This window comes from Alistipes intestinihominis, assembly GCF_040095975.1.
Classification (GTDB): domain Bacteria; phylum Bacteroidota; class Bacteroidia; order Bacteroidales; family Rikenellaceae; genus Alistipes; species Alistipes senegalensis.
This window is the reverse complement of the sequence record NZ_JBBMFL010000021.1, coordinates 1-16,871: the sequence shown is the minus strand read 5'-3', so window position 1 is coordinate 16,871 and position 16,871 is coordinate 1. Positions and strand designations below refer to the sequence as shown.

General features: G+C 42.5%; 18 protein-coding genes. 17 read left to right on the top strand and 1 reads right to left on the bottom strand.

The window, feature by feature from the left end; all coding sequences use genetic code 11:
• From WMO46_RS14155 to WMO46_RS14080, 16 genes are all read left to right on the top strand, one after another.
• Positions 1-243: a hypothetical protein gene (locus WMO46_RS14155; RefSeq protein ID WP_349094549.1), complete on the top strand. Its 243-nt coding sequence runs from the start codon at positions 1-3 to the stop codon at positions 241-243.
• Positions 237-1,253, top strand: a complete 1,017-nt coding sequence (locus tag WMO46_RS14150) for a glycosyltransferase (RefSeq protein WP_129649900.1) — start codon at positions 237-239, stop codon at positions 1,251-1,253. The genes WMO46_RS14155 and WMO46_RS14150 overlap by 7 nt, the downstream gene beginning before the upstream one ends.
• Positions 1,254-1,323: 70 nt before the next feature.
• Positions 1,324-2,058, top strand: coding sequence for an acyltransferase (locus tag WMO46_RS14145; RefSeq protein ID WP_129649902.1), 735 nt, complete (start codon positions 1,324-1,326; stop codon positions 2,056-2,058).
• A gap of 13 nt (positions 2,059-2,071) precedes the next feature.
• Positions 2,072-3,034 (top strand): glycosyltransferase family A protein, encoded by a 963-nt coding sequence (locus WMO46_RS14140; protein ID WP_129649904.1) that lies wholly within the window; start codon positions 2,072-2,074, stop codon positions 3,032-3,034.
• A gap of 6 nt (positions 3,035-3,040) precedes the next feature.
• Positions 3,041-4,096: a CgeB family protein gene (locus WMO46_RS14135; RefSeq protein WP_349094548.1), complete on the top strand. Its 1,056-nt coding sequence runs from the start codon at positions 3,041-3,043 to the stop codon at positions 4,094-4,096.
• Positions 4,077-5,102 carry a glycosyltransferase family 2 protein gene (locus WMO46_RS14130; RefSeq protein ID WP_129649906.1) on the top strand — a complete coding sequence of 342 codons (1,026 nt, stop codon included), beginning with the start codon at positions 4,077-4,079 and terminating at the stop codon, positions 5,100-5,102. Before WMO46_RS14135 ends, WMO46_RS14130 begins: the two co-directional genes overlap by 20 nt.
• On the top strand, positions 5,099-6,091 hold the full coding sequence (locus tag WMO46_RS14125) for a glycosyltransferase family 4 protein (RefSeq protein ID WP_129649908.1): 993 nt from the start codon (positions 5,099-5,101) through the stop codon (positions 6,089-6,091). Before WMO46_RS14130 ends, WMO46_RS14125 begins: the two co-directional genes overlap by 4 nt.
• A gap of 23 nt (positions 6,092-6,114) precedes the next feature.
• The gene (locus tag WMO46_RS14120; protein ID WP_242493058.1) at positions 6,115-7,482 is read left to right on the top strand and encodes an O-antigen polysaccharide polymerase Wzy; all 1,368 of its coding nucleotides are present in this window, start codon (positions 6,115-6,117) and stop codon (positions 7,480-7,482) included.
• Positions 7,483-7,496: 14 nt separating this feature from the next.
• On the top strand, positions 7,497-8,522 hold the full coding sequence (locus WMO46_RS15615; RefSeq protein WP_129649912.1) for an acyltransferase family protein: 1,026 nt from the start codon (positions 7,497-7,499) through the stop codon (positions 8,520-8,522).
• A 158-nt stretch (positions 8,523-8,680) separates the two neighbouring features.
• The gene (locus WMO46_RS14110) at positions 8,681-9,856 is read left to right on the top strand and encodes a glycosyltransferase (protein ID WP_129649914.1); all 1,176 of its coding nucleotides are present in this window, start codon (positions 8,681-8,683) and stop codon (positions 9,854-9,856) included.
• Positions 9,857-9,871: 15 nt separating this feature from the next.
• Positions 9,872-11,029, top strand: a complete 1,158-nt coding sequence (locus WMO46_RS14105; RefSeq protein ID WP_129649916.1) for a glycosyltransferase — start codon at positions 9,872-9,874, stop codon at positions 11,027-11,029.
• Between the two features lie 38 nt (positions 11,030-11,067).
• Entirely contained in the window at positions 11,068-12,144 is a 1,077-nt protein-coding gene (locus WMO46_RS14100) for an acyltransferase family protein (RefSeq protein WP_129649918.1), read from the top strand.
• Complete coding sequence (locus WMO46_RS14095; RefSeq protein ID WP_129649920.1) at positions 12,137-12,694, top strand: putative colanic acid biosynthesis acetyltransferase; 558 nt, start codon at positions 12,137-12,139, stop codon at positions 12,692-12,694. Before WMO46_RS14100 ends, WMO46_RS14095 begins: the two co-directional genes overlap by 8 nt.
• A gap of 32 nt (positions 12,695-12,726) precedes the next feature.
• On the top strand, positions 12,727-13,509 hold the full coding sequence (locus tag WMO46_RS14090) for a glycosyltransferase family 2 protein (protein ID WP_349094546.1): 783 nt from the start codon (positions 12,727-12,729) through the stop codon (positions 13,507-13,509).
• 28 nt (positions 13,510-13,537) lie between these two features.
• Entirely contained in the window at positions 13,538-14,626 is a 1,089-nt protein-coding gene (gmd, locus tag WMO46_RS14085) for a GDP-mannose 4,6-dehydratase (protein WP_349094545.1), read from the top strand.
• 7 nt (positions 14,627-14,633) lie between these two features.
• The gene (locus WMO46_RS14080) at positions 14,634-15,578 is read left to right on the top strand and encodes a GDP-L-fucose synthase family protein (RefSeq protein WP_288661050.1); all 945 of its coding nucleotides are present in this window, start codon (positions 14,634-14,636) and stop codon (positions 15,576-15,578) included.
• Between the two features lie 144 nt (positions 15,579-15,722).
• Here the strand turns inward: WMO46_RS14080 and WMO46_RS14075 are convergent, their stop codons facing one another.
• Positions 15,723-16,154, bottom strand: coding sequence for a GlcG/HbpS family heme-binding protein (locus tag WMO46_RS14075; RefSeq protein WP_288661049.1), 432 nt, complete (start codon positions 16,152-16,154; stop codon positions 15,723-15,725).
• 175 nt (positions 16,155-16,329) lie between these two features.
• On the opposite strand from WMO46_RS14075, the gene WMO46_RS14070 reads away from it, so the two are divergent.
• Entirely contained in the window at positions 16,330-16,689 is a 360-nt protein-coding gene (locus tag WMO46_RS14070) for a winged helix-turn-helix transcriptional regulator (protein ID WP_349094544.1), read from the top strand.
• Positions 16,690-16,871: the final 182 nt, after the last annotated feature.

Below are 16,871 nucleotides of genomic sequence, written 5' to 3'. Positions count from 1 at the left end.
ATGGCACACTTACTGATTGTTACAAATAGTTTCCCTTACAGTGGATACACCGAAGGATGTTTTATCAAGCCCGAATTGGATGCTTTGTGTGATGCTTTCGAGTGTGTCACCGTAATCCCCGACCATGTGGAAGAAAAGCATCTCAATCGGTTCGATGGAAACGCGAAATATCTGCTTGAACTTGAATATGAATATATGTTAAATTCGAAGGGGGGGGGTATTCTAGCATACTTCCTTTGCTGAAATACTTGTTTCATCCTCAGGTAATAAAGGCCATACTCAAAGATAAAAAGGCAATATCTTCAAGGTTAAAACTATATTCGTTGTTATCGTTCTACCACAATGCCTATACATTCAAGCAATGGCTGAAACAGAAGTACTTCACGCCCGGACATCCGGAATATGTGATATACACATTTTGGTTTCATGCCAATACGCTCGGGGCGGCAATGCTGGCAAACAGCGAGAATGTCCGAATTGTAACCCGCGCACACGGCTACGACATTTTTGATGAAAGGGTGATTTACCGCTCGCATTATATGCGGGAACTTACACTATCAAAGATTAACGCAGTTTATGCCTGCAGTAGCGATGGAGCTACATATATAAGACAACATTACCCACAATACGCTGATAAAATAAAGGTATCCTTTTTAGGATCGACAAAACTGTATAAGGGTACTTCTTATGCAAACGATAATATTCAGAAATTGACATTCTTCTCATGCTCACGCATTCATTCCGTGAAACGTGTACCGCAAGTGGCTCAATTTTTACAGCATTTGGCATACCGCTTTCCGAGAATTGAATTTGAATGGATTCATGCTGGTGATGGAGAAGAAAGAGACAAAGTTGTAGAAATAATAAATCATAGAAGATCTGCAAATTTTACAGCACGCCTCTTAGGGATATTGTCAAATGAGGAGGTACAAAAATTATATCTCAAAGAACCTGTCGATTGGTTTATATCGCTCAGTTCAAGCGAAGGTTTGCCAATATCAATATGCGAAGCTCTGTCATACGGCGTGCCGGTGGTAGCCACGGATGTGGGCGGTGTGCATGAAGTGGTGAGTGAGGATGTAGGAATCCTGCTCAGTGAGCCCACCGAAATGGAAACTTTCATTATTAAAATATCAGAATTTATAACCGACCGAAGTGCCTACTTGAAGTTGCGTAGAAATGCCGAGGCTCGCTGGCAAGAATTGTTTGATGCCAGGCGCCTCAGGGATAATTTCGTGGAAGAAATTTCATAGACACTCCACACGCACACTATGTGTGTCACACTTCTTGCGGTTAATACTCTAAACTGACAATGAACTGACAATGAATATACTGCGACGCATTATTGGCAAGTTGCGTGAAACGCACTGGCGCTACCGACTCCAAGGCTCCGTCGTGAGGGTGCAAGGCGAGATGAACGTTTCAAACGACGGGGTAGTCATCCGAAACTCAATGATCTATGTCGATAAGAATTCTGTGCTTATACTGCACGAGGGGGTTCGGATTGAGGGCATCGGACTATGGGTCACTAACGGTGGCCGAGTGGAGATTGGGGCACACAGTTTCCTTGAACGCAGCAGCAATGCTACGAAACCAGAATATATCGTTAATAGCGGCGTGTTACGAGTGGCAGACCACACTAAGCTGGCAGGCCAGCGGTTGTGGATACGATACGGCGGCAACATAGAGGTGGGACAATACACCAACGTGAACCCGGGCAGCGAAATCCGCGCCGACGAAAAAGTCCTCATCGGCAGTTACTGCCAACTTAGTTACAATTTACGTATTTGGGACACCAATACCCATTGCATCTACACCCTAGAAGAACGCCGTTGGCTGACGCGTAACTACTTCCCGCGTTTCGGCTATGAATACGAGCGACCTCGCACAGCCCCAGTAGTGATAGGCGACGGCACATGGATAGGTGAGCGAGCATCGATAATGAAAGGTACAATACTGGGTGAAAACGTGATCATTGGCTACAACACCACAGTTGCAGGCAAGCATATTCCCGCCAACAAAACTGTTGTGCAAAGAATAGAGCTGAAAATCATTTAATTCCATAGAATTAATGACGACGACTCCAAAAGTATCAATACTTATCCCATGCTACAATTCAGAGCGGTTCATTGCTGAGACGCTCGATAGTTGCCTTGCACAGACATACAGCAATATAGAAATAATCATTGTGGACGATGGTTCGACAGACCGTTCCCTTGCCATTGCCCGAGAAAATTACGAAAGTAAAGACAGGCGAGTGAGAGTCATCAGTCAGCCCAATACCGGTGCATGCAAGGCAAGAAACAATGCGCTTGATCATTCATCAGGCGAATATGTGATGTTTCTTGATGCCGATAATATAATTTCCACCAACAAAATAGAAGTACAATTAGCCCGTCTTATGGAAGCATCCGATGAAACGGCTGTAGCAACGTGCCTGTGGGATAGATTCCACATTGACATAAATGAGGCTACTTTCCCCAAACAGACGGTTTATAGAGATTATGACCTTGGTTTCGATATGTTGCTTGACCTATGGAATTGTTCCGAAATGTTCGAAACAGCATGCTATCTGTTAAGCCGCACGCTTGCCTTAAAAGCAGGGAAATGGGATGAAAGTTTGCGCAAGAATCAAGACGGGGAATATTTCTCGCGGGTGTTGATGTTTGCCACTAAGGTTCTCTTTTGTCCGGAAGCAAGACTGTACTATCGTACTGGAGAGTATGACAGTGTGAGCAAGAGTAATTCCAAAGCAAAAATAGAGTCATACCTCAAAAGCTTAAAACTCTATAAAAAGAATGCTTTGGCGCATGAAGATTCCAAGCGAGTGAAGAATGCTTTAGCACACAATTTCAGTCTGTTTATGTATTTGCATTATGGTCAATATCCCGATTTATGCCAAAAAGCTAAACAAGAATTGCTGAACATGAATATGCGCATGCTTCCTTCTGGCACCAAACGAACGAAAATTATATCAAAGCTTATTGGGGCTGAAAATTTCTTGAAACTGAGGCAGCTAATATTAAATCGTTAATAATAAATGAAATCTAAATTACGAATATTATCAGTTGGCGGTTTTTCGGGATTGGGTAAGAGCAACACATGTCTTCAACGCGACCGCATTCTACAAACATTTGGGCCGGTAGATCATGTGGATACCACCTCAACTCCAATTAATTTATTGTATCGTTTATGTAATAAGTTATTTCAATGGGGCTTTCCGGTTTCATTGCCAGATTTGAATAAGGTGAATAAACAAATACAAGAACTGATACGCAATAAAGAATACGATATAATTTGGATAGATAAAGGCCTTGTCATTCATGAAGATAGTTTCAATGTCATAAAGCAGAATGCGCCTAACGCCAAGCTGATAGGCTATTCACCCGACTATATGTGCGCTCGCCATAACCAAACCAAAGACTTTCTTGCATCATTGAAGTATTATGATGTATATGTAACTACAAAGTCTTATTCTGTGGGTGAGTTAAAAGCTCTTGGTTGTAAAGATGTGTATTTTGTCGGAAACTCTTATCAGAAAGGATTTCACAAACCATATATACTGACTCCTGACGAACAAAAAAAATATAGTTGCGATGTAGGCTTCATTGGGGCATGGGAGAAAGAGCGCAGCAATTCCATCGTGTACCTCGCTAAGCACGGTATAAAAGTGAAAGTATGGGGAAGTAACGAGTGGAAAGATATTTGTAAAAAACATAAGAACATGGAATTTGCCGGACGAGAGTTGTACGACGAAAGTTATTGCAAGGCGATTTGCGGGTGCAAAATATCATTGTGCTTCCTGAGAAAGATAAACCTAGACTTGCAAACTACCCGAAGTGTAGAAATACCAGCTTGTGGGAGTTTTATGCTGGCAGAACGGACAACCGAACACATAGACATGTTTGAGGAAGGAAAGGAAGCGGTTTATTTCTCCTCTAATGAGGAACTGTTGCAAAAATGCCTATATTATCTGAAGCACAATGATGAGCGGAGGCAAATTGCAATTGCAGGGCATGAACGATGTGTGCAATCGAGTTATTCCAATCATGACAGAATCAGAACTATCATAGATTATGCCCTCAATAAGCAATAAGTCTCTTATTACTGTAATAATTCCGGTATATAATGCTGAGAAGTTAATTACTGAGTGTATTGAATCAGTCATTTGCCAAACCGTTGAATATTGGAACATGATATTGGTAAACGACGGCTCGTCGGATCAATCAGGTAAAATATGTCAAATGTATGCCCAGCGAGATGACCGCATCACCCTTATTAATCAACATAATGGTGGCCCAGGTAAAGCTCGGAATGCTGGAATAGATGCCTGCAAAACCCCTTGGTTTACTTTTATTGATGCAGATGACAAACTACTGCCCTCCTATCTGGGAAATTTTCGTGTAGATCTTTGCAAGCACAATGCGGTGCTAAGCTGTCAAGGATTGAAACGTGTAGATCTTAAGGGAAATCCACTCGGAGAGGAATACCGCTTTGATAACACAGTTTATGCGGGCGAGAATTTCATGGAAAGAGCATTCTGCAGAGATAGGTTATACAGCTATGGGCAGTCTGTGGGGAAATTATATAATAAATCGTTATGCGACAAACACAACATCCGATTTAATACAGAAATCAGATGGAGCGAGGATCATTTGTTCTATCTACAATATTTGTTGTGGGTGGAAGAGATACACACACATGCAGGTTGTTTGTATCTATATCAACTCGATGCTGGACAAGAAACACTTACACACAGGCCCCTTCCTTATAGTGAAGCGATGGCAATATTCAAATGTTTGTATCCGGCAGCAAATGCTGTGGTGCAGAAATTTGGTCTGGAAGGCACTCCTGTCATAGATACAATAAACTATCATTCTGTAACCGCAGGTTTTTCTAACGTACTACAAAACCTATATCGTGAAAATCCGAATAAATATACACGTATATCTATACTTAAAGAACTTCGTGTTGCTATGCGGCAATTACACAAAAAATACAACCCATATGGCACAGCCGCTAAACTATTGAAACCAATGCTTTTATATTTTCCTCTGCCGCTATTAGATATGATGCTTTCTTTCAAATCTTATGCGAAATGAAAATTCTATATATCTATCGGGAAAAAGAAAAAAATGAACACAGCATTGAAGCTGTATTCGATACTGTCTCCGAAACATTGAAGGAATTCGGACACGATATTCATAAATGGTACAAGCCGATGTCGTGGCGGCAAACATTCCAGGAAATATGGAAACTTCGCAAAGAAGGTTATGATATTTACCACATTACTGGCGATGTGAATTACCTCTGGCTTTTCTTTCCGTGGAAAAAAACCACCATGACTTGCCATGACATAGGTATGTACAAAAACAATCCCAAAACGATTGTCTGCGTGTTATATGTTCTCGCAAGTTTCATTCTATCGACTATTTTCCTCAAGAAAATAACGGCAGTTAGCGAACTGACAAAAAACGACTTAATAAAAATCCTCCATGTCAAGCCTCATAAAATACAAGTAATTCCCAATCCCTTGTCATTGCCTGTTTATAAAAGCCCTAAATCATTCAATAAGGATTGCCCAGTCATACTTCAGATAGGAACTGGTTGGCACAAAAATCTACAAGGGTTAGTTGAAAGTGCGCGAGGAATAAAGTGCCACCTCAACATAATAGGCCAACCCAATGATGCCGACATTGCGCGTATGAAAGAGTATGGAATAAGCTATTCGATTTCGCACCATATCTCTACTGAAGAAGTTGTTCATAAATATGAGAATTGCGATATTCTCTATTTCGTTTCACGCTCAGAAGGCTTCGGAATGCCAATTATTGAGGCTCAGACTGTGGGACGCGCAATTTTAACAAGCCAGACTGAACCTACAAGAACGGTAGCTGGTGGTGCAGCATTATTATTTAACCCCGAAGACCATCAATCCATTCATCGCGGATTTTTACAAATCATTAATAATGATGGCTTGCGCGAACAAATGATAGAAGACGGATATAAAAACGCCGCAAAATACCAACCCACCATAATTGGACGACAGTATGAACAGTTTTATAAAAGTATCTTCAATCTCGACCAATGACAATCTCTGATAAACAGATAGATATGGGAAAGAATATTATGTATTCTATCCTAATATCAGTTGTATATATAATCTTGCACCCATCGGGATATTATGATTTTAATTTACGATTTATCGTTGCCATTGGTCTTATCCCAGTTGCAAGCATGGCTCTTTTAATGCTGCAAACGTCAGAAATTCGCGTTGTAGTGGTTACATTGGTTTTGTATCAAACATGGAATATGTTTATGCAACCATACACATGGAAATTGCCAATTAAATCAATATACCGTATTTTCAGCGAAACTGATTTCCCAATGATGGCATTATGTAGTGCGTTATCTATATGGGCATTATATATAGGAATTATGTACGGGTTACAAAGAGTTAACCCCAAATCTTTATTTACCCAAAACAATCTTGATGTTAATCAGATAGAGAAGTTGCTCATATATATGATAGCCGGGGGATTCGCTTTGCAGATAGTTCAAAAAATAATCCACTATTTAAGCATCCCTTTTGGTTTTTTAGGACTTATTGAGACTATGCTGCCAGCTACAATCGGCGCGGTTGCACTGCTTTACTGGTTAAGAGGCGGTAGAAAGATTTTATACTTAATACTGACCTCTGTTTATATAGCATATTATTTCGTATACTACATAGGTGGAACATTGTTCATATACTCTATTTTCTTAGTAGCTGCTCCCATTGTAATATATATCGTGGAGAGGAAGAAAGTACCATATAAGACTATTTTTATAGTAACGATATTGTTACTACCGATTTATCTTTCTCGGCATACATATCGAAGTAAGGGGCTATATTCCAGCGGAACCGAACGACTGCTCATAGGTTGGAAAATCTTAGAGACAGAATATGCCAATGCCAACATGTCGCATTGGCAAGAACTTATTGATAAAAACAATCAGGATTATAATGTTGACAACCGTACTGAAGGTGTCTCTTATTTAGCCACTATCATTAATCGCATAAACAATGGCACATCCCAACATGTGTATGGAGAAACTATTGCATGGTTACCGACAATGGTTATCCCTCGTTTCTTAATCCCATTCCGGCCAAATCAAAATATGGGCGATAAATGGGCCATATATTATGGGGTGAAAGATGTTTCATGGAGGGCCAGTATCAATTTCCCGATGCTTTGCGAATTTTATGCCAACTTTGGATATTTAGGAATGATAATCTTATCGTTTTTCAATGGCATTTTTATTATATGGATGATGGGCAAATTCAATAACGGAATAGGGGATACTAATCTTATGTTGTTCATTTTTGTGGTCACTAAAATTATCGTGATAGAAGCAAATGTCACTTTGGCATACGGAGCCATCCTGCAAGTTATTGCAGTTTGTTGGTTGATAAAAAGATTTATTCTCAGAACAGCTTAATAACTGTTATAGATATGATGAATATATCCACAGAACTAAGTAATAAGATTAAAATCCTGTCATTCTGCTCGATTATATTCGTTGTGTGGATGCACGCCTATTATTTGGAAAGCGAAAGATGGCCTGCATTGTATTTTGCACAAAAGTTTGTGGCATTATTTGCCGACTTTGCAGTACCAATATTCTTCATCATATCCGGCTTCTTGTTCTTTGCCAATTTTAATATAGTTGATGGTACAACAAATTTCTTCATTTCTAAAATCAAGAAAAGGATACGCATGCTAGTCTTGCCATACGCAATATGGTGCACGTTGTACATTGCGATAATATTCATCATTGGCTTTTTCGTTGACTATAAGACAGACTATTTTGTTTATTGTAAGCAAGGACAATGGTGGAAATTTTTGTCGTATGTTTATCTTGAACCTGCTGCATTTCATCTTTGGTTTGTCAGGGACTTGTTTATAGTCATCTTGTGTAGCCCTCTTATATTCCTATTTATTAAATATCTGCCCATATATGTGCAAATTGGTTGCTTGTTGCCATTGGGAGTTTTCCAATTTATTCCCATAATATCGTGGGGATTGCTTTGGTTCACAATTGGATCAATGTTTTCTTTAAATAAAAAAGAGATATTTTATTTCATAAATCCCAAATTGGCAATATTGTGTCTAATAGCATATTCCACGGCTATTGCTTGTTTTGTTCTGTTCGATATATCTCTTGCAAGCGATAGGCCTTATGCAGCATTGGTCATCCTATCAGGAGTTGCCGGGATATGGAAAGGAGGAGGCTATTTATGTTCGTTCAATTCAGTTAATCCAATGATGTATTACACGTTTTTCATATATTGCTCACACATTCCTCTTTTGAATATTGTAAAGACAATAATATATCCACGGCTTATAAATTCCGGCATTGGTTGCACATTAGGTTTTCTGCTATCGCCCGTAGTCACAATCTCAGCATGTTTAATAGTTGGGAAACTATTACAGTCAAAAGCACCCCTGCTGTATCGTGTCTTATCAGGAGGTAGATAAGTAATATGATTCGCAAGTTTGAATTCCACATTCCAGGGGGGGGGCAAGCGTCACACTTTCTAATACAACTTCCATACGTTGATTTGTTTTGGTTCCATATGCCGGCATTCTTTATGATCACAGACTATTTATTTATAAATGGATGTCAGCCTTTTACTATGAAATTAGTATTTTATTCGCTGATACTAAATAACCATCAGGCGAATGTAGCTGATGAATTGTGGGAATTGACGAGACATAGCTATTGCTTTGTAGAGCTTGCCAATTTACAAGCCGAGCATCGAAAAGGAGATTCGCATGATTATAGCGATCGGCCTTATTTATTGCAGGCCTGGCAATCGAAAGAGAATTACAGCAAAGCTATGAAGTTGGCACAAACAGCTGAATGTTGTGTGTTCTCAGGAGTGCGTGCTTTGCCTTTTCAAAAGGCACGAATGAAGCGAGGGCTGCTATCGTTCGACATGAGCGAGCGATGGCTGAAGCGGGGTGTTTTGAATTTATTCTCACCAACTATCTTGAAAATGTCACTCGCCTATCATTTCGGAGGTTGGAGTAGAAAACCGTTGTATAAACTTTGTTGCAGTGCATTTGCAGCAGCAGACCAATACAAAGTAGGTACTTATCATGGACGTTGCTACAAATGGGGTTATTTCACCCGGGTGGAAAAAGTTAACGTTGAAGCATTCCCGGATGTTTCCACATTAAATATCACACCACTTATGTGGTGTTCAAGATATTTAATGTGGAAACATCCGGAACTACCCATATTGATGGCCCGCCGACTCAAAAACAAGGGATATCGTTTTATACTTGACATGTATGGAAACGGAGAGTATGAAATCCAGACACGGCGACTTGCCAAAGAATTAGAGGTGGAAGATGTCGTTCGTTTCATTGGAGTCAAGCCCAATAACGAATTATTGGATGACATGCGAAGACATAGCATATTCCTTTTCACAAGTGACAGGAACGAAGGCTGGGGGGCTGTGGCCAATGAAAGCATGTCCAATGGTTGTGTGTTGGTGGCGAGCGATGGAATAGGAAGTTCTCCATATTTGATCAATGATGGGCAGACGGGGTTGTTATTTACCAGTCCCAAGCAATCAAGTAGTTTCAACCGCCCAGATATTGTAGCGTTGGATTCCTTATGCGACAAAGTGGAGTACCTGCTTGCCAATCCTCGTAAATGGCAAGACATGCGAAATCGCTCTACCGCCCTGATGCAGGGCCTATGGAATCCCCATATCGCAGCCGAAAGGCTGTTGATCCTAATCGACTGTCTGGAAAAAGGGAAAGATGCTCCTTTTGTCGAAGGACCTTGTTCAAAAGCATAAACACAGATTTGATATATGAAGGTATTACAAACCATCGCTGGGTTTGGTGCGCTGTATGGTGGGATTGCCACCTGCACATATGACTTGATTTCTGCGATGTATAGTATTGGTTTTCCTGTTGATTTGTTGACCTTAGAAGTGAAAAACAAATCGGATGTATTGATGGGCAAAAGTGAAAATTGGATTAAAGCATTGCCCAACGATGCAATGACTCCGTACGAATATTCAAAGAGTATCTCTTACTATCTTCAAAACAATGAGTATGACCTTTACCATACCAATGGGTTGTGGATGTATTGTAACCATATCACTTGCTCTATGGCAAGGCATAAGCGTAAACCTTATATTATCACGCCGCATGGAATGCTTTATCCTGGAGCATTAAAACGATCGTATTGGAAAAAATGGCCGCTGATACAGCTTTATTTTCGCAAGGATATTAATTGTGCCGATTGCTTACATGTTACTTGTAGACCTGAAATGGAACATGTACGACAATTTGGATATCGCGGAGCTATAGCAGTTATTCCAAATCCGGCCAATCTGCCTAGTTATCTAAAAGAGATTGCGGCAGCAAAGCCGTCCTTTCTGGGGTGTAGTCGATTGAGGAAGTTTGGCTTCCTCGGACGACTACACCCCAGAAAGAAAGTTGAGAACCTTCTTTATGGAATGGCTCAACTATCTCATCCGCAAGACTGTGAACTCATAATAATGGGGAAAGGAGATGACAATTATGAACAATTCCTACATAAAGAAACGGAGCGATTAGGATTGAAGAATGTGACATTTAGCGGCTTTGTTTCGGGACGTGAAAAGTATGAACAATTGGCACAACTATCATGCCTATTCGTGCCAAGCGACTTCGAGAACTTCGGCATGATTGTCACAGAAGCTCTCTCGGTAGGCACTCCTGTGATGGCAAGCCTTGGTACTCCATGGGAAGAACTAAACACAGTTGGTTGCGGCTGGTGGATAGATCGTTCACCCGAAAACATTATCACAGTAATGCAGCAAGTCATCAAGATGCCTGTTTCTGAGTTGCTCTCTATGGGAGAAAAAGGTCGCTGCCTCGTGCAGAAAAAATATACTGCCCCACAAGTAGCAAGGCAAATGCAAAGGCTGTATGAATGGTTATCGGGAGTCGGAAGCAAACCAGGTTTTATAGACGATTAAAATCGCACTCGTTTCCATAATATTAAAATAACATTTAGATGTCAAGCAAAAACCGAATTGAATACATTGATGCAATGCGGGGATTTACCATGATACTCGTAGTGTATGCACATGTAGTATTCTTTAGCTTTGGAATAGACTCGAGCTACCCATCTTTCAATCAATTCTTTATGTTGATGCGTATGCCTCTATTTTTTTTCATCAGCGGTTTCATTTTCTATAGAGAAACGACATGGACTTCCAAAATAGTTTCGCAATTTATTTGGAAGAAGTTTAAGGTCCAAGTGGTTTCTACATTAATCATATATACAATATTTGTGTTGATTTTACAGCGAAACTTCTGGGATGGTATAACTACTGAAGGGAAATATGGATATTGGTTTACTATAACTCTTTTTGAATTTTTTTTGTTGATACTTGTTCCAATAATTTTTTCTCAATTAACAAAATTGAAACTTGATACTACTCTTATCATTTTCTCACTAAGTATTTTTCTTTTATCACTACAACCAATTAATTCAAAATTGGGACTTGGAATTGATAACCCGGTAACTGCAACAATAGGTTTATTGAATTGGAAATATTTCATATATTTTACACTTGGCGTACTTGCAAAGAAGCATTTCAATTTATTCCTAAAACTGATTGATATCAAACAAATTTTCGCAATAATATGGGGGGGGGAAATAATTCTATACATATTATTGGCGCACGTGAAACAGAATAGTGCCAGTGTTTGGGATAGTCGAATCTGTTTTATTATGGGAATTGGCGTAGCAATATTATCCATAATTATAACTTTTGCGGTTTTCCGACATTATCAAGAATATTTTTCCAAACAAAAACGAATTGGTCGTGTTTTGCAATTTATAGGTACGCGAACTCTTGACATTTACCTACTTCACTACATATTAATTCCAAGGGATTTGAAAATGGTCGGTTGTTTTTTCAAAACATATACAAATCCTTTATTGGAATTTTCAGTATCTATATTATTAGCATTAGTGATTATTGTTGCCTGCTTAGCTATGAGTGCTACAATCCGGTCAAGTACATTTATGTCATCTCTTCTATTTGGAGTAAAATCCAAATCAAATAACATAATAAATGGGTAAAACGGACTTATCACATTACGAAAATTCATGGTATAATCCAGGGAAAGGAACTTTCAAACGGCTTGCTTGGTATTTTACTAACGTACTATTTTTTATCAATCCGCTCAATCCATTTTCAGGTATCAAAATTTGTTTGTTACGAATATTCGGAGCAAAGGTCGGCACAGGTGTGAACATCAAGCCTCACGTCAATATAAAGTACCCGTGGCTGCTAGAAATAGGCAATTACACATGGATTGGTGAAAATGTGTGGATAGACAACCTTGCAATGGTAAGTATCGGCAGCAACGTATGCATCAGCCAAGGAGCCATGTTATTATGTGGCAATCATGATTACAAACGCCCAACATTTGACCTCATGGTAAAACCTATTGTTATTGAAGACGGTGCATGGATTGGTGCTCAATCCACTGTTTGTCCCGGAGTAACAATGCATTCGCATAGTGTTCTTGCTGTCGGTTCTGTCGCATCTAAAGATCTTATGCCGTTCTCTATATATCGAGGGAATCCTGCTGTTAAAGTCGCAGAACGGGTAATGTTTGAATCGTAATCAAACTCTTCGCCCAAAATCAAGTTAATCTGATGAAAATATCAATTGTCACCGCTACATGGAATAGCGGTGCGACTTTGCGTCACACAATGCGAAGCGTGTTGTCACAATCCTATTCCAATATAGAGCATATCATCGTGGATGGCGGCTCAACAGACAACACAATGGAAATCGTACATGAATTGGAACCTGAATATCAAGGTAGATTACGTCATATCAGCGAACGGGACAAGGGGATTTACGATGCCATGAACAAAGGTATCGCAATGGCAACAGGCGATGTGATTGGTATCTTAAACTCGGACGATTTCTATACCTCTCCGGATGTGCTGGAACAAGTGGCGAAAGTGATGGCAGACTCAGAAATAGATGCTGTTTACGGCGATATACATTATGTCAATGACGATGATTTGAATAAATGCGTACGTTACTATTCTTCAAGGATTTTTTCCCGGAAATTAATGCAGCTCGGGTTCATGCCTGCCCATCCGTCATTCTATTGTAGGAAAAGCGTATATGACCGATTCGGAACTTTCAGTCTCGATTACAAAATCGGAGCGGATTTCGAGAATCTACTTCGGCTGATTTTCGTGAATCATATTCGTACAAAATATATCAAAAAGGATTTTGTAACCATGCGCACAGGGGGAGCATCGACAAGCGGGATCGCCAGCCATAAACAGATTTTGCAGGATCATCAGCGGGCGTTCAAAGAGAATGGAGTATACAGCAATATTGCATTCGAATCATTGAGATATGTCTATAAGATTTGCGAGCTCATAGGAACCAAGATCTCAAGAAAGGAAAAACATTGAATCTCAATATTCACTTAAATATCATTTGATGAAAACAGCATTAATTACCGGCATCACCGGACAGGACGGCTCGTTCTTGGCTGAACTCCTTTTGCAAAAAGGGTATGATGTTCACGGCACGATCCGCCGTTCGTCAACCGATTACCGCGAGCGTATCGCCCACTTGGAAGGGCATCCGAACTTCCACCTCCATTACGCTGACCTCGGCGATTCGATGAGCATTCTGCAAGTGGTTAGGAAAATAAAACCGAACGAAATCTACAACCTTGCCGCACAGAGCCATGTGCAGGTTTCGTTTGATGCTCCGGAGTTTACTGCCGATGTCGATGCAACAGGCGTGCTGCGTATCCTTGAGGCTGTGCGCCAATGTGGTCTCACTGAAACCTGCCGTATCTATCAGGCTTCGACCTCGGAACTCTACGGCAAGGTGGAGGAGGTTCCTCAGAATGAAAACACCCCGTTCCATCCCTATTCGCCTTATGCCGTGGCGAAACTCTACGGCTACTGGATCGTCAAGGAGTACCGCAAAGCCTACGACATGTTTTGCTGCTCGGGCATCCTGTTCAACCATGAATCGGAGCGCCGTGGAGAAACATTCGTGACCCGCAAGATCACCCTCGCCGCTGCACGCATCGCCCAAGGCAAGCAGGATAAATTGTATTTAGGCAATCTGTCGTCGCTCCGCGACTGGGGCTACGCCAAGGACTATGTAGAATGTATGTGGCTGATTCTCCAGAACGACAAACCGGAAGATTTCGTCATCGCCACCGGTGAGCAGCACTCTGTGCGTGAATTTTGCTATCTTGCATTCAAATACGTAGGTATCGAATTGGAATTTGTCGGAGAGGGCGAGAACGAGAAAGGTGTCGATAAGGCGACGGGCAAGGTGTTGGTCGAGGTTTCTCCGGATTTCTACCGTCCGACGGATGTGGTGAATCTCTGGGGAGACCCCACCAAGGCCAAGACGAAACTGGGCTGGAACCCGGCAAAAACTCCGTTCGGGGAATTGGTACGTATCATGGTCGAAGCGGATGTGGCGAAAGTGGCCGTGGAACGTGCCGGCGAACAGGTAAAAACGAACCTTGCCGAGTATCTTGAAAAAGGCATCGTAAAATAGGGGAGTCATGATGGACAAAAATGCAAAAATATATGTGGCCGGACACCGGGGCATGGTCGGTTCGGCCATCGTGCGCGAATTGCAGCGTCAGGGATATGCCAATATCGTCACCCGCACGCACAAGGAACTCGATCTGACCCGCCAGGAGGCCGTCGAACGTTTCTTCGCCGAAGAACAGCCGGAATATGTCTTTTTGGCCGCCGCGAAAGTCGGGGGCATCGAAGCGAACCAAAGCGCCCTGGCCGACTTCATGTACGAGAACATGATCCTGGAGATGAACGTGATCCATTCGGCATGGCAGAACGGGTGCAAGAAGCTGGAATTCCTGGGTTCGTCGTGCATTTACCCGCGTATGGCACCCCAACCCATGAAAGAAGAGTGTTTGTTGACATCCGAGCTGGAAAAGACCAATGAAGCCTACGCTCTGGCGAAGATTTCCGGACTGAAATACTGCGAATACCTAAACCGTCAGTACGGCACGGATTATATCAGCGTAATGCCCACGAATCTCTACGGTCCGAACGACAACTACCATCCGACCCACAGCCACGTGCTTCCTGCGCTGATCCGCCGCTTCCACGAAGCGAAAGAACAGCATCTGCCTTTCGTGACCTGCTGGGGCGACGGAAGTCCGCTGCGCGAGTTCCTCTATGTGGATGACCTCGCCGACCTGTGCGTGTTCCTGATGAACAATTACAGCGGCAACGAGACGGTCAATGCCGGTACAGGCAAGGAACTTTCGATCAGGGAACTGACGGAACTCGTGGCGAAAACGGTCGGCTATGAAGGTGAAATCCGCTGGGACCCCTCCAAACCCAACGGCACACCCCGCAAATTGCTCGATGTGTCGAAAGCCGCGGCACTCGGATGGACTTATAAGACGGAATTGGAGGAGGGAATCCGGCTTTCATATCGGGATTTTCTGGAAAACCCCATGCGGGCTGAACGGTAAACTTCGCCCAACGGTCCCTGCATTTCGGAAGAGAACCGCAACGCCGAAACACAACCTGTTCTTGCAACCCAAGGCAGGAAGCAAAGCCCCGCAACGTATTTGTTGCGAGGCTTACTTCATTTTATCCGGAAAGTCCCGAACCTTTCAGTCGCCGAAACTCTCGAACACGCTCACCACATGTTCGGCGATCTCGCAGTCCTGCGCTTCCGTACCGCCGCCAACGCCGATGGCCCCGACAATCTTTCCATCCACAAACAGCGGATAACCGCCTGCAACGAGCGTAATGCGCGGATCGTTGGTTTGAATGCCCATCAGCGGAGCACCCTCGGCGGCTGCGGCAGCCACATCTTTCGTCTTGCATTGCGTTACGGCCGCCGTGTACGCTTTGCCCGGCACGAGCGTGATACTCAATACCAGCGCATCGCCGTAACGACGGTAGACACGCGGCAGACCGTGCCGGTCGGCAACGGCGAAACTGATGTCGATACCCAATTCCTTACTCTTCTCGCGCGCTGCGGCGCACAGTTTGTCGCACAGTTCGTCCGACAGAATCTCTTTTTCATTGATTCGAGCCATACAGATCGTTGTTGTGAGGATTGCAAACAATCCTGCGGTTAATAATCGTTTCATACGTTCGCAGTTCTTATCGGCTACAAAGTTAGATAAGACACTATACGACTGCAATATGTGATAAATTTATCACAGTGTGATTCTTTTCCCGTATCGCGAGATTTATGTACATTTGCAGCGTATGTACGAATATAAGATACCCCCGATAGATCTCGACTGCGGCGTGACGATTACGCAGTATGTCATGGGCGCGAAATGGAAGCCCTATCTGATTAATTGCATGACCAAGGGCATCCACCGCCCCGTGGAGTTTCAGCACGCGATAAAGGGTGCGACGAGGCGCGTGCTGGTGCAGCAGCTCGGCGAACTGGAATCCGTCAGGATCGTGCGCCGCGTAGTATACGATACGATTCCGATGAAAACGGAATACTTTCTGACACCGCTCGGCGAATCGCTCGTCCCCATTATCCGCATGATGGACGCATGGGGCAACGAACACCGGGAGATGTTCGATGAGATGGGAAACCTGAATACGAAATAGAAATAAGCAAGCCCCGCAACATATTTGCTGCGAGGCTCAACTTACTTTGTTCCGAGGCTCCGTATCCGATTTGCAGATTATTTTAGCTTATCGTACTCTTCATCGGTTACGGGTTCGAGCCATTCGTTGGATGTTTTTTCTCCGGGGACATCAAATGCGAGGTGCGCAAACCAACTGTCGGC

What these genes read in the sequence shown, in the direction of transcription:
- WMO46_RS14155 (WP_349094549.1), top strand. Translation starts at nt 1, where the DNA reads ATGGCACACTTACTGATTGTTACAAATAGTTTCCCTTACAGTGGATAC.
- WMO46_RS14145 (WP_129649902.1), top strand. Translation starts at nt 1,324, where the DNA reads ATGAATATACTGCGACGCATTATTGGCAAGTTGCGTGAAACGCACTGG.
- WMO46_RS14140 (WP_129649904.1), top strand. Translation starts at nt 2,072, where the DNA reads ATGACGACGACTCCAAAAGTATCAATACTTATCCCATGCTACAATTCA.
- WMO46_RS14135 (WP_349094548.1), top strand. Translation starts at nt 3,041, where the DNA reads ATGAAATCTAAATTACGAATATTATCAGTTGGCGGTTTTTCGGGATTG.
- WMO46_RS14130 (WP_129649906.1), top strand. Translation starts at nt 4,077, where the DNA reads ATGCCCTCAATAAGCAATAAGTCTCTTATTACTGTAATAATTCCGGTA.
- WMO46_RS14125 (WP_129649908.1), top strand. Translation starts at nt 5,099, where the DNA reads ATGAAAATTCTATATATCTATCGGGAAAAAGAAAAAAATGAACACAGC.
- WMO46_RS14120 (WP_242493058.1), top strand. Translation starts at nt 6,115, where the DNA reads ATGGGAAAGAATATTATGTATTCTATCCTAATATCAGTTGTATATATA.
- WMO46_RS15615 (WP_129649912.1), top strand. Translation starts at nt 7,497, where the DNA reads ATGATGAATATATCCACAGAACTAAGTAATAAGATTAAAATCCTGTCA.
- WMO46_RS14110 (WP_129649914.1), top strand. Translation starts at nt 8,681, where the DNA reads ATGAAATTAGTATTTTATTCGCTGATACTAAATAACCATCAGGCGAAT.
- WMO46_RS14105 (WP_129649916.1), top strand. Translation starts at nt 9,872, where the DNA reads ATGAAGGTATTACAAACCATCGCTGGGTTTGGTGCGCTGTATGGTGGG.
- WMO46_RS14100 (WP_129649918.1), top strand. Translation starts at nt 11,068, where the DNA reads ATGTCAAGCAAAAACCGAATTGAATACATTGATGCAATGCGGGGATTT.
- WMO46_RS14095 (WP_129649920.1), top strand. Translation starts at nt 12,137, where the DNA reads ATGGGTAAAACGGACTTATCACATTACGAAAATTCATGGTATAATCCA.
- WMO46_RS14090 (WP_349094546.1), top strand. Translation starts at nt 12,727, where the DNA reads ATGAAAATATCAATTGTCACCGCTACATGGAATAGCGGTGCGACTTTG.
- gmd (WP_349094545.1), top strand. Translation starts at nt 13,538, where the DNA reads ATGAAAACAGCATTAATTACCGGCATCACCGGACAGGACGGCTCGTTC.
- WMO46_RS14080 (WP_288661050.1), top strand. Translation starts at nt 14,634, where the DNA reads ATGATGGACAAAAATGCAAAAATATATGTGGCCGGACACCGGGGCATG.
- WMO46_RS14075 (WP_288661049.1), bottom strand. Translation starts at nt 16,154, where the DNA reads ATGGCTCGAATCAATGAAAAAGAGATTCTGTCGGACGAACTGTGCGAC.
- WMO46_RS14070 (WP_349094544.1), top strand. Translation starts at nt 16,330, where the DNA reads ATGTACGAATATAAGATACCCCCGATAGATCTCGACTGCGGCGTGACG.